This window comes from Salipiger marinus, from assembly GCF_035481585.1.
In the GTDB taxonomy this organism is placed as follows: Bacteria; Pseudomonadota; Alphaproteobacteria; order Rhodobacterales; family Rhodobacteraceae; genus Salipiger; species Salipiger marinus.
Genome location: NZ_JAYKSL010000020.1, coordinates 83,473 through 96,575, shown reverse-complemented (window position 1 = coordinate 96,575; position 13,103 = coordinate 83,473). Strand labels below are relative to the sequence as shown.

The window sequence follows — 13,103 nt, the reverse complement described above, 5'->3', positions numbered from 1 at the left end:
TTCCTGACGCTTGCGGACACAGCCGAAAAGTTGGAGGCTTGGCGTAGATACTACAACGAGGAACGGCCACATGGCGCGATCGGCAACAGGGTCCCGATCATGTTGACGAAATCGGGGGGCATCACCAGCCTGTCACCCTGATAAAGCCGAAAAACTCTGCCTCCGGGCGGTCCAACGTTGGGGGGCAGAGCAGGTTGGGCCGGACCCTAATCGACGGTGGAGGAAAAATCCCGTGGCAGGTCACGTCCCTTGCGATGGAGGAAAGCATCAAATTTGGCGGCCGATGGCCGCCTGTAAGATACAGTTTCTAGAGGGTTTCCGACATATAGCACCTCAGGAATCGTAATAGCTTTTTCCATACCCAGAGTAAGCGCCATAATTGTCACCATAGCCGTAGCGTTTCATTCCGGCGGCATCGATCTGGCTGAGCACCATCCCGGTGATCTTAAGATTGACCGAAGACATTTGCCGGATCGATTCTCTGATTTGCTGAGCGTTGGTGCGGTCCCAGGCCACGGTAAAGAGCAGAGCGTCACAATACTGACCCAATACCCGCGCATCCGGAACTACCAAAACCGGTGGCGTGTCAATAATGATGTGATCGTACCGGTCTCGGAGCGCTTGCAGAAACTCCTGAAACTTGGTCGAGGAAAAAACATCCGTAGCATTGACCGGCGTTTTCTCTCCGAACAATACATCAATTCCCATGCCAGAATCGCGATGCAGGACCTCTTCTAGCGGGCGCTCCCCCTCCAGTGCGGCAAGCCAGCCACCACTTTTATGACTGCCTTCGACATAGGCATGCAGAGTCTGGCGGCGAATATCGCCCTCCAAAAGCAGAACCCGCTTACCAAGACCTGCAAAATTCTGCGCCAGCGCGAGGCTGTTGGTTGTCTTGCCCTCACCAGGGACTGATGAGGTCACCGCGATGATCTGCGGCGGGTGATCAAGCGAAGACAATAGCACCGAAGTCCGCAGGTTTCGGAAAGCTTCCACCGCTGCAGAGGTCGGGTTATTTTTGAGGAACGGGATCAGTTCGCTACGATTGCGGATTTTCAGCTTTGGGACCTGGCCAAGCACAGGCAGGTCCGAAATTCGCTCCAATTCCTCAGATGTCCGCAGGCCGGAGTGAAAATGTTGCCGACCCAGAACGATCGCCATACCCACCATCATCCCCAAGATCGCTGTTAAGGCCATGACTCGAGGCTTCTGCGGCGAAACGTAGAAACCCTCAGGGGATTCAGACAGCACCCGGCTGTCTGCTTGCTGGGAGCCACGCTGGACTGAAGTTTCCTTCAAACGGGTCACGAAAGTTTCATACAGTGTTCGCACGGCGCTTGCTTCGCGTTCGGCCTGCTGCACCTGCACGAACTTGTCGAACTCCTCGTTTGCCTCAGCCTCGGCGCTGGCCAGCGAGGTTTCAAGCGACTGGAACTGCAGCCTAGTGCGGACTAAGTCGTTCTCAAGCTCTGCGATCCGCTGGTCAGCCAAGGCTAGGAAAGCCTGCAGCTGGCCGTTACTGAGCTCGCCAGGCGTTTGATTGCGTAGTCGGTTGAGGGCTGCATCCGCGAAGGCCTCCGCGATGAGCTCCGGATCCTCGCTTTCCCGGACCTCGCGCAGTGTGACGATGCGGCTCTCGAGAGCCTCCAGATCCGACCTGCTGCGTTCGAGCCTGTCGCGCAGATCCCGCACGCGCTGGTTGAGGAACTGCACGCCCTCCTGTGTGACCAGATCCATCTCGGAGCGCATCTGCTTGATCTGGTCTTCCTTTTCCGCCAGTTCCGCTTCAAGTTCGACCACACGTTCCGACAACCATGTTACCGCGCTCTCCGTCGCTTGGAATTTTACGTTGACCTGATCTTCAATATAAATTTGGGCGAGGGTGTTCACGATCAGGGAGGATTTTTCCGGACTTTGCGTCTCTGCTCGGATCTGAAAGACATAGGTGTCCGGCTCAATCTCGGCGGACACCGCTAGACCCAGCGCGACGATAGCCCGGTTGATGGCCGCCTCACTTTGTGGACCGCCATCTTCCTGCGGCTGTCGACCCAGAACCCGTTCAGAGATCTTGGCTTTGATCCCCTGCAAAGAAAACTCAGAAACCGGTCGAAGGGCCGAATTGAATTCAGGATCGGTGTTGAGCGACAGTTCGTCGACCACTTTTCTGAGAAGGCCACGAGACTGGATGACCACAAGCTCGGTGTTCATCGCGGCAGATTCCGTGGAAACCCCGGAAAATACGCTTTCCAAATCCACGACTTGCTGGTTACGGACCTGCAACGCAAGCGTGGTGGTGGCAGCATATTTGGGAACGGCAACAGAATAGGCATAATAGCCCCCTGCAAGAAAACCGGCAAAGATGCACAGAAAGATGAGCCACTTTCCCCGCCACAGGCTCTTGACAAGACCGAGAAGGTCGATCGTATCGTCTTCCTGTTCCGTCTGGGAAACAGCTCCGGCATTGTTCATTTGTACGGTCCGCATCCTTACATCCGCCACCCTTAGAGCCAAACTCGCGGCATTGTTCAATCAACAACCGGGTGACTATTTTGCCCTGAAACTGCCCTGATGAGCGAGAAACCACTGATAGGTTTCCGCGAGCCCCCGCTCCAGAGGAATGCTGGCCTGCCAGCCCATCTCCTTGAGGCGGCTGACATCCATCAGCTTGCGCATCGTGCCATCGGGCTTTGACGGATCGGTGACGATCCTGCCCTCAAACCCGGTGATCCGGGCCACCATCCGGGCAAGGTCGAGAATGCTCACATCCGTGCCGGAACCGACATTGATATGGCTGAGCATCGGGTCGGTATTGGCCTCGTAGCTGGCCTTGTCGAGGTCGAGCACAAACAGCGAGGCCTCGGCCATGTCATCCACATGCAAGAATTCCCGCATGGGCTTGCCCGAGCCCCAGATCACCACCTCGCCCCGTCCCTCCTGCGCGGCTTCGTGGAAGCGCCGGATCAGGGCGGGCAGCACATGGGAGTTCTCGGGGTGGAAATTGTCGCCCGGCCCGTAGAGATTGGTCGGCATCACCGAGCGGTAATCGACGCCATATTGCCGGTTGTAGCTTTCGCAAAGCTTGATCCCGGCGATCTTGGCCACGGCATAGGGCTCGTTCGTGGGCTCCAGCGTGCCGGTCAGCAGCGCCTCCTCGCGCATCGGCTGGGGCACCGCCTTGGGGTAGATGCAGCTTGATCCCAGCTGCAGCAGCCGGGTGACCCCCGCAGCATAGGCCTGATGGATCACGTTGCATTCGATCATCAGGTTTTCATAGATGAACTGCGCGGGATAGCTGTTATTGGCAAGGATGCCGCCGACCTTGGCCGCAGCGAGGATCACCACATCGGGGCGTTCGGCGCCGAAGAAGTCGCGCACCGCCGCCTGATCGGTCAGGTCCAGCTCGGCGCTGGTGCGGGTGACCAGCGTGATCTCCTCGCCCGCCCCGCGCCGCGCCTCCAGACGGCGCGTGATCGCGCCGCCCACCATGCCGCGATGGCCCGCCACATAGACCTTCATCGCTCAGCCCTCCAGCGCCACGGGCAGCTCGTAGCCATGTTCCTTGAGGAGGGCGTGACGGCGGGCGGTCTTGAGATCCTCGGTGACCATCTCGGCGCACATTTCCTGCGCGGTGATCTCGGGCACCCAGCCCAGCACCTCCTTGGCCTTGGCGGGATCCCCCAGCAGGGTCTCCACCTCGGCGGGGCGGAAATAGCGCGGATCGATGCGCATCAGCACATCGCCGGGCTTGACCGCCGGCGCCCGGTCGCCGCTCACCGCCGTGACGGTGGCGATCTCCTCCACGCCCTCGCCGGAGAAGGCGAGCTCAATGCCAAGCTCCTGCGCCGACCAGGTGATAAACTCGCGCACCGAATACTGCACGCCGGTGGCGATGACAAAATCCTCCGCCACCTCCTGCTGCAGCATCATCCACTGCATGCGCACGTAATCCTTGGCATGGCCCCAGTCGCGCAGGGAGTCGATATTGCCCATATACAGGCACTGCTCCAGCCCCTGCGCGATATTGGCAAGGCCGCGGGTGATCTTGCGGGTCACGAAGGTCTCGCCGCGGCGCGGGCTCTCGTGGTTGAACAGGATGCCGTTGCAGGCATACATGCCATAGGCCTCGCGGTAGTTCACCGTGATCCAGTAGGCATACATCTTCGCCACCGCATAGGGGCTGCGCGGGTGGAAGGGCGTTGTCTCGCGCTGGGGGATTTCCTGCACTAGCCCGTAAAGCTCCGAGGTCGAGGCCTGATAGAAGCGGGTCTTCTTTTCCAGACCGAGGAAGCGGATCGCCTCCAGCAGGCGCAGCGTTCCCATGGCATCGACATCGGCGGTATATTCGGGAGCCTCGAAGCTCACCGCCACATGGCTCTGCGCCCCGAGGTTGTAGACCTCGTCGGGCTGCACTTCCTGAAGGATCCGCGTGAGGTTCGAGGAATCCGTCAGATCGCCGTAATGCAGCTTCAGCTTGGGAGAACGATCATGCGGATCTTGATAGATGTGATCGATCCGGCCGGTGTTGAACAGCGAGGCCCGGCGCTTGATGCCATGGACCTCATAGCCTTTTTCCAGCAGGAATTCCGCAAGATAGGAGCCGTCCTGGCCCGTGACGCCGGTGATGAGTGCGCGTTTTGTCATGGTCTCAATTCTCAGAAAAATTGCTTGATCTTGGACAGGTTCTTCATGGCAAGGGCTCCAAGACCACCTACACCATTGCCCTTCAGGGCGCGATAGTCCTCCCGGCTTTTTTGTAAAATCCGAAAGACAGATTTGTTGCTTTCTCCCCCCACGCGCATCTTCACGAAAACCTCCGGCACATAGGCGAGCCGGATCTCCCCCTTGGAGAGATAGCGCAGCATGGCATCGTAATCTGCCGCGATCCGGAAGGAGGTGTCATAAAGCCCCCAGCGGTCGAAGATCTCGCGCCGCATATAGAGCGTGGGATGCGGCGGCATCCAGCCCCGGCGCAGCTTTGCCGGATCATAGGAGCCCGAGCGCCATTTGCGGATGATGCGGCTTGTATCCTGTTCGGCCACGTAATCGAGATCGCCATAAACCCCATCGACCGCCGGATCGGCCATCGCCTCGGCGACGCGGGCCAGAACATGCGGGCTGGCAAACAGGTCATCGGAGTGCATCAGCCCCACGACATCGCCGGTGGTGCGGGAAATGCCCTTGTTGATGCCGTCATAAATCCCCGTATCGCGCGCGCTCTGCAGCGACACTTCCGGCCCGGCGACACGGGCGATCACCGCCAGCGTACCATCCTTCGATTCGCCGTCCTGAATGACGTGTTCCACATCCGGATAGGTCTGGGCGGCGACGCTTTCGATGGCCTCCGCAATGGTGCGCTCTCGGTTGAAGACGGCCGTCACAACAGAAATTTTCAAGGTCAGCAACCTTTTGGAAAGGAGATAACAACCAAATTTACTTTGTGAAACGAGACACAAACCAGTCCCAGCGGCACTTGGACCGGGCCAATAGAAGCCTGTCTTCTCTCACACAGGCTCAGAGGATCCACAAGCAACAAGCCTATACCTATGGACGGGAATGTCCCGCGAAAGCGCCTGCTGCGACTTGTGCGGGCAGTCCCTTCTTCAACATTTACAACCTTCCAGCATAGATCTTTGGTTACGCGGCTTTGCAGTAAGGTTACGCATATAGCTTCACTGATCATTGAGGGCGTGTCTGCCCCAGTGGCAGGTAAAGTCCAGTTCGTTGCGCGATAGCAGGTTGGTTGGGCTTGCTGATGCCAAACCTAAGAACCCGTCGAATTCGCTCCGCACATCCCTATTCTGCAACAATCCGGCGGAAGCTGCCTCTCATGGCGGAGAGCAATTCGAGTAGTGACCTCTGGCCTGACGTCAGCGCGCCGCCATCTCCGCGTTCATGTCGGCGAGTTGGCTGCGCAGGACGGCGCGCTGCATGGGGCTGAGTCCACCCCGGTTCAGCATCTGCCGCATCAGCCCTGCCGCTTCCTGCATTTGCGCCGGGGAAAGCTGTCCCACGTCAAAACTTTGAATCGCCAGCAGGGTGACGCCGCCTGGGGACATACCGCTGGCGGCACCGCCGAACGGATCCACTCCCGGTGCCACGGAGGGCGCAATGGGAGTAGGCGACACCGAGACCACCGGCGGTGGCGCGGGCGGGGTGGGAACCACGATATTCGGCGGGTTGATCACCGAGACCTGACCGGCGGAGGCGAAAGTCGCCCCGGTCAGGCTGCAGGCGAGGATAAGGAAGATGCGGCGCATAAAACTCTCCAGTCCCGGCTCTCAGAAGATGTCCGCTCGGACAACGGCGATGCTGAGCATCCAGCGGCCATCGGAGTTGCGCTGGCCAACATCACCATAGCTGAGACCAAGCTGAAGATCGAGCCGATCGCTCACTTCGAACGTGCTGGTCACGCCGGCGATCACCTCGTCGCCATACCAAGAGGCGCCAAGGGACAGATGGTCGCTCACCCCGAGGCCAAGGCCGAAGAACAGACCGTCTTCGTCCTCGCTCGTGCCGATCTCCGTGGCATAGCCCAGCGTCATCAGGCCGGGCAGCAGGATGTCGTCGTTCACCGGCAGGGAAAAGGTGGTGGTACCAGCAGCATAATAGCTGGGATCGGCCTCTTCCATGTCCCCCCAGCGTCCGGCCCGGTCCACGCCGACTGCCACGCTCGCCACCTCGCCCTCGAAAGGCGCTGGAATGCGGCGGGCAAACTTGATGCTGGCAGATCCGGAATCGCCAAAGTCATCCCAGTCGATCTCATTGCCTTCACCTTTGCCGACGCTGCTGAAACCGAGGATGACGTCGACACCGACAGTTTCTTCGGCATCGCCAAAGCCCAGACCTAGCGCACCCGATCCGTCCAGTTCATCAGAGCCCGTGCGTTCGCGGCGGTCGCTGAGCGCCAAGGCCGCAAACCCCGTGCCCCGCGGCAGGGTGAACCCGCTGGGCAGCCCCACTGTGGAGGCCGTGCCGACCCGGCGGGGCGGCAGGCTGTCGGCCATGCTGCGCAGGGAGGCCAGATAGTCGCTTGGGGTAATCTCGCTGCCTTGGGCGCGGGCTGGCCCACTCACGCACAGCACGCTTGCAGCACAGGCTGCGGCAAGACCGAGAAGGGACCGGGAAGGAAGGGCCATGGATTTTCTTTCCTGCATGCGGAAACGCCAGACAGGCTGGCGTTTCCGGGTCTTATAAGAAGGATCAGACTTCGGGCAACGAGAAGTTGTCCTCGGTCAGGCTGCCCAGATCGAGCCCCGGCAGGAAGGCGACCTGCTGGGTGGCGCCGCCCACTTCGACCGCATAAAGACCGGGTTCGGCCTCTTCGGTATCCGCGACCACATAGAAGCGGTCGCCGGTCTCCGCGCCCTCCAGCGAGCCGAGGAAGTCGGAGAGCGACCCCTGCAGCTCGTTGGTATAGACCAGCAGCCCGGTCTCTTCATCAAGGCTGTCGCCTTCGCCGGTCATGATCTGGATTTCCGACCCCGACAGCAGCTCCGGATCGATCCCGGTGATCAGGATCTGGTCGCTGCTTCCGGGCACCGACCCGCCGGTGAAGTTGAGGATCGTGTCGACATCGCCGGCAGCTGGCGTGCCATCCACCGCAACGAAGTCGCTGCCCCCCCCGCGAAGGTCGACCGTGTCGGCGCCGCCATTGCCGAAGATCAGCTGCGTGCCGGCCATGTCGGTGATCGAATTGGCGGCATCATCGCCCAGAACCAGCGGCACGGTGATTTCCGTATCGCCGTTCTGCACGACGATGAAGACATCCTGGGTGTCCAGATCGAGCTGCGAGGCATCATAGCTCTGGTCGAGCTCGTTGAAGAGCATGTCCAGCGCCGCCTGCCCAGTCCAGCCGGTAAAGTCGTTGCCCTGCTCCATGATCGCAGCCGTCAGCTGGCCAGTCTCTGCGGTCTCTCCGACCACATAGACCCCGATCATGGTCCGGTCGCCCAGATCCGCGTTGAAGCCGTTGCCCTCGATCAGGACATTGCCGCTCAGCGCCCCGGCAAGGCTGATGCCCGACAGCGCGCCCAGATAGGACGACAGCGGCACCTCGAGATCGGCCAGACCGTCGAGGATCGCTGCAGAGGAGTCCTCCGTCCAAGTCAGCGGGTTCTCGGAGATCTCCAGCCCGGCGACATTGCCCTGCACGAAGATCAGCGAGCCCAGATCCCGTGCGGAATAGACCTGATCGGCCGCCGCGGTGATGACGTTGCCGGTGATCAGGACCCCGGAGGCCTGGCTGCCATCGCCCACCGAGACCGAAACCGCGCCCATGAAGCCCGACTGCCCCCGGCCCGCACCCAGCACGCCATTGGGATCGGCGTTCACGAAGTCGCGGAAGATGTTGCCCGAGATGGTGATGTTGTCGAAGCTGTAGCCCGCCTCCTCGCCGAAGATCTGGATGCCGCCGCTGTTATACTGGCCGTCATTGCCGGTGATGGTGACACCGTCATTGTCGCCCTTCAGCTCCAGCCAGAAGTTGCGCCCGAAGAACTCCGCGCTGTCATCCCCGTAGCCATAGCCGTAACCATAGCCGCCGGAATTACCCAGCTCCTCGGCCAGACCATCGAAATCGGCACCCCCCGCATGCAGGCCGTGATAGAAGAAGTTGCCCTCCACCTCGGTGCCGGTCAGCGAGGACAGGTAGAGATGGCCCGCACCCGGGCGCCAGAACATGTTCTCGGAGATGCTGGAGTCAGCCAGACCGCTGAGATACATCGACCCGCCATTGCCGTTGGCCACGCCGCCGATCAGGTTGTTGCTGATCTCCCAGCCCGAGGCTGCGGCCGGGCCGGTATAGCTACCCGGGGCCGCATCGGAATTGGCGTTGAAGCTCGGCGCCCCGTCCGCGTCATAGCCGAAGAGGATGGAGTTGGTCAGGGTGAAGTTGTCGAGCGCGCCCGGCGTCGTGTCGAGCAGCGCCTCGTCCCAGGTGATGGGCTGGCTGTCGTTTTCCAGCACTACACCGTCCAGCGTCACGCCGGCTGCGGCGATGGTGACCGTGCCGGTGATCTGGCTTTCCGCGCCGCGCGGGCTGTCTCCCGCCGCGATATCCGCCAGATCCTCGGGGCTGAACTTGGCGCTGTTGCCGGCCTGAACGCCCAGAAGCGTCAGCGGCTTGTCGATGGTCACCGCCTCGTCGAAGCTGCCTTCGGCCAGTTCCAGCGTGTCGCCTTCCGCCGCCGCCGCGATCGCTTCGGCCAGCGAGCCATAGCCGATGTTCTGGCTGGTGTTCACCACCACCGGCACCGTCACGCCCTCGACCGTGCCCGAGCCGCTGTTGCCGACATTGTCGGCATAGTCATAGCTGACCTCCAGAGCGCTGCCCGGCGCAAAGCCGGTCACCGCGATCGTCGTCGTTCCCGCCCCTGCGCCGGTGAAGACATAGTCGGTGCTGGTGGTGCCGTCGCTGACCGTCATGGTGCCGGTCACATCCTCGGCAAGGCCGGTGATGCCGAAGGTCAGGGCCGGGCTGTCGCCCTGCACGTCGATCGGCGCCGCCTCGCTGCCCTCCAGCAGAGAAATGCTGACCGGATCAAGGACGGTATCAAGCTCGATGCTGCCGGAGGTACCCGCCTGAGCCTGAGCTCCGCCAACGGTCACAACCGCATCCACGGTCAGCGTGCCATCGGTCAGGCCGGTGACATCGACCTGAGCCGAGAAGCTGCCATCGTCATTGACCGCGATGCCGGTCAGCACGATGTCCTCGGTGCCGGCATCCTCGTCGGAGATGACCAGATCGACCAGACCGCCAGTGGCATTGGTGGTGGTGCCGAAGATCGCCGCGGTGGCGGCGGTGGCGGCCGAGATGTCCACAAGATCAAGCTGGATCGTCGGCAGCTCGCCATCGGGATCGGCCACGCCGGTCACGTTGATTTTCAGCGTCTGCGTGGCAAAACGGCCATCCTCAAGCTGCACCGTGTAGGTGAAGTTGTCGGTGACCACGACCCCTTCGGGGATGGGCTCGGCATTTTCGCCGCCCACCTGATAGAGATAATCGCCGCCCTTGGTCACCACCAGCGAGCCGTAATAGCCCGTGGCCAGCGTGGCGGTGATCTCATTGATCACATCGCCACCCTCGGCCACATTGCCAAGCTTGGTAAAGTCGTCCAGCGCCACGGTGCCAAGCGCATTGCCTTCGGCATCGCTCAGCTCGATGTTCCGCACCGTCATGATCGAGTCGACGATGGAATCGCGCACATCGGTGACGCCGATGGCGATGGTGAAGGTGCCCGCTTCCTCGAACGTGTATTCAAAGGCGCCAGTGCGGGTGGCCGTGACCAGCTGACCCGCCTGATTGTAAAGCACCGGACCCTTCAGATCCCGCACATCCATCGTGCCGTCATTATCTTCGCCGCGCAGCACGACCCCTGACTGTTCCGCAGCCGATCCGCCCGACACGGCCTTGACCGCGAAGAAGCTGTAATCGTTGTAGGGCAGGTAGTCGAAGGACCCGAAGTCGTAATCGAAGGTGATGGTCTCTCCGGCCTCGACGGTGATTTCCTTGACGATGGCAGAACCGCGGGTCGGGTTGCCGCTGGGGCGACCGACGGGGAAGTTGCCCTCAAGGCCGATCGCGTCGGCGATGGTGCCGATCGGCACGGTCACGCCGGTATTGGTCGCCCAGTCAGCCGTGCTGATCACATAGGTTTCCGAGGAACCTTCCCCGGCAAATCCTTCCTCCAGCTCGGTGCCGTTCACCGAGAAGATCGCTGTGGAGGCGGGCAGGGTTGTGCCATCGGCCAGCTGGTCGTTTTCCAGCACGTTGCCCTTGACCAGCGCGGCCTGACCTTCGGTGGCCGACGCCGAGTCTGCAGCAAGGCGGACGCCCAGAAGCGTCTCGTTGACCGTCTCGGACACTTCCTCATCAGTCTCGTCGAGGGCCGCGTCCAGCTGCTCCTTCAGCGCCTCTTCCAGCGCCCCAGCATCAGCCCCATTCGCGACGTCAAGGTTTTCAAAGATGTCCTCGACATCCTGTGCCGAGTTGCCCAGCACATCGGCGGTGCGGGTGGCACTGTCGGCCTGCGCATCGGTCAGGGCGCCGTCCGCACGCAGCTGTTCGATGGTCTGCTGGAGGGCGTCTTCGGCCGACGCTCCGCCAGCGATCGCATCGATCAGGTTCTGGGCTGCGGCATCGGTGTCCAGCGCGGGGTTCAGCGCCCCGGCCATCACCACGCCCGACACCGCCTCGGTCACCTCGGCCAAGGACAGGCCTGCGGGCATCTTTTCGATGACATTGACGGCATCCAGGAAGGCCTTTGCGGCCACCTGCTGCACCTCGGCCGCGTTGAGCGCGCCGCCGGTGGCGGCGGAAGTCAGTGCCGCCTTCACGACAGAGGTCATGACGGTGGCCGCAGCCGACATCTTCTGCGCGGCATCCCGGACCGCCGGATCAGGGTCGGAGAGGGCGCTGAAGAAATCGAAGCTCGCCAGATCGAGATCAGCAGGCAGACCAAAAATCTCCTTGATCTGCTCATCCGGCAGGCCAGCCGCCACCAGCGTGGAGATCGGCGAGACCACCTGATCCCCGTCAGCGCCAGTATCGTCGGCCTGCAGCACCTGATCAAAGATGTTGTCGGTGACCACATCGCGGGTGACCACATCTTCGAACTGACCGGCAAAGGCTTCGTCCCAGCCATATTGCGCGATGGCATCGGCGACAGGCGCCGGAAGAATGATGAACTTGGCTCCGGCCACCGGCTCATAGGTCACGTTGAGCGCGCCGTTGCCATCGGTCATGCCCAGATATTCCATCTGGTCGGGGGCGCCATCAAGATCGGCATCGTAAAACACCAGCGCATTTTCCAGCGGCGCATCAATAACGCGCAGGGTCTTGGAGACGCTGACGGGCGGCTCTTCGCCATCACCCCCGCCACCACCGCCGCCGCCACCGCTGCCCGCGATGAGACCAACGGCCAGCAGACCGCCCACCGCCGCGCCAATACCGCCAAGCTCTCCCGCAGCAGCGCCTTCGGTTCCGGGAGCCGCCGCCAGGGCCTCGATCTGTGTCGCGGCGGGCGGGCTGATCATCACCTGCCCATCAGCGGTGGAAACCACATTCGCGGCCGTCACAAGCGCCTTCGTGCCGTTGGCCAGCGTGATTTCGATCGAGCCGTCCGGCAGCACCTTGTAGCTGGTTACCCCGGCCAGATCCGAGATCGAGACCGGGCCAGACGCGGTTTGAGCATGCGCGGCAAGGGGCAGCATGAGCAGCGTGCCCGCCAGCGTGGTCAGCGCCGTGGCTTTTCTCTCGTTGATGCGCTTGAGGATCTGATGAATTTTGCTCTGATCAAGTAGCATGTCCGGGCGGGGAGCAGTCGGGGTTCTGGGCATGGTCATACTCAATTTGCTGAATAAAAGGGACAGGGATACAACCTGAATAGTCCGCTGGAGTCTGCACGTCAATTAATGGATGGCTCTTGACCTCCGGAAAACTTTGACCGCTCAGGACTGCAGCGCGCGCTAAAGTTGTAACCGGAGATGCGCCGGGTCTTGCACATGAAAGGCAAAACAGGCATGTTACCCTAGGTTAGGTTTGCTAATGCGTTGTTTTCAAAAGAACCTTGTGGCGACAGATTCTTCTGGAATCTGTAATTTCCTCATGCAGCCCCGCCTGAGGAATGCCAGCTTTCTTGGCAAGTGATCAGTTTAAGCGGTCGTGTGTCATCCGAATAACACAATCTAACTGCCTAATTTCCTGGCTCAGGAGAATGCCGGATCCCTCCGTATCCTGCTGCAAACCAGCAGCCTCCGAACAGCTTCATGACGAAAATATGTCAGGAAGATAAAGTCAAGAATCTGGCGGTCTTTTTGTTAACACCTTTTCCATTCTGAAAAGATGGGAAAGTGATTAAATAAGATGTGGCCGGGACACAAAAAACCGAAGCACGTCTATCGCTAAAGGCTGACCAAGTATCTTGGCGCCGCCCCCGGAAAGCCTTGTTTCAGATCAGGCTCCCGAAGCATCTCTAGGCTGTCGTCACTGTGTTACCGGAGAGGGTGGCCCAAGATCCAAACCGCCAAGATAGCTCGACAGATGTCGAGCTTAATCGCATGTAATCACTTTATAAACTTCGGGTGCGCAATCCAAGCCACACAAA

The 13,103-nt window shown here is 60.9% G+C and carries 8 protein-coding genes; 1 reads left to right on the top strand and 7 read right to left on the bottom strand.

The features are described 5' to 3' along the window. On the top strand, nt 1-141 hold a 141-nt coding region (locus VK682_RS21340; protein WP_324782531.1), incomplete at its 5' end, for an integrase core domain-containing protein. A gap of 192 nt (nt 142-333) precedes the next feature. On the opposite strand, the gene VK682_RS21335 is transcribed toward VK682_RS21340, so the two are convergent. The 7 genes from VK682_RS21335 to VK682_RS21305 all read right to left on the bottom strand — a co-directional run bounded on the left by VK682_RS21335 (nt 334) and on the right by VK682_RS21305 (nt 12,336). Next, nucleotides 334-2,469 (bottom strand): polysaccharide biosynthesis tyrosine autokinase, encoded by a 2,136-nt coding sequence (locus tag VK682_RS21335; protein ID WP_324782528.1) that lies wholly within the window; start codon nt 2,467-2,469, stop codon nt 334-336. A gap of 75 nt (nt 2,470-2,544) precedes the next feature. Then, nucleotides 2,545-3,516: a GDP-L-fucose synthase gene (gene fcl / locus VK682_RS21330; RefSeq protein ID WP_324782527.1), complete on the bottom strand. Its 972-nt coding sequence runs from the start codon at nt 3,514-3,516 to the stop codon at nt 2,545-2,547. Nucleotides 3,517-3,519: 3 nt separating this feature from the next. After that, nucleotides 3,520-4,641 (bottom strand): GDP-mannose 4,6-dehydratase, encoded by a 1,122-nt coding sequence (gene gmd, locus VK682_RS21325; protein ID WP_324782526.1) that lies wholly within the window; start codon nt 4,639-4,641, stop codon nt 3,520-3,522. Between the two features lie 11 nt (nt 4,642-4,652). Continuing rightward, complete coding sequence (locus tag VK682_RS21320; protein ID WP_324782525.1) at nt 4,653-5,453, bottom strand: glycosyltransferase family 2 protein; 801 nt, start codon at nt 5,451-5,453, stop codon at nt 4,653-4,655. A gap of 414 nt (nt 5,454-5,867) precedes the next feature. Continuing rightward, the gene (locus VK682_RS21315; RefSeq protein ID WP_324782524.1) at nt 5,868-6,257 is read right to left on the bottom strand and encodes a hypothetical protein; all 390 of its coding nucleotides are present in this window, start codon (nt 6,255-6,257) and stop codon (nt 5,868-5,870) included. A gap of 21 nt (nt 6,258-6,278) precedes the next feature. Further along, complete coding sequence (locus tag VK682_RS21310) at nt 6,279-7,136, bottom strand: hypothetical protein (RefSeq protein WP_324782523.1); 858 nt, start codon at nt 7,134-7,136, stop codon at nt 6,279-6,281. Between the two features lie 64 nt (nt 7,137-7,200). Then, on the bottom strand, nt 7,201-12,336 hold the full coding sequence (locus VK682_RS21305) for a beta strand repeat-containing protein (protein ID WP_324782522.1): 5,136 nt from the start codon (nt 12,334-12,336) through the stop codon (nt 7,201-7,203). Nucleotides 12,337-13,103 lie beyond the last annotated feature (767 nt).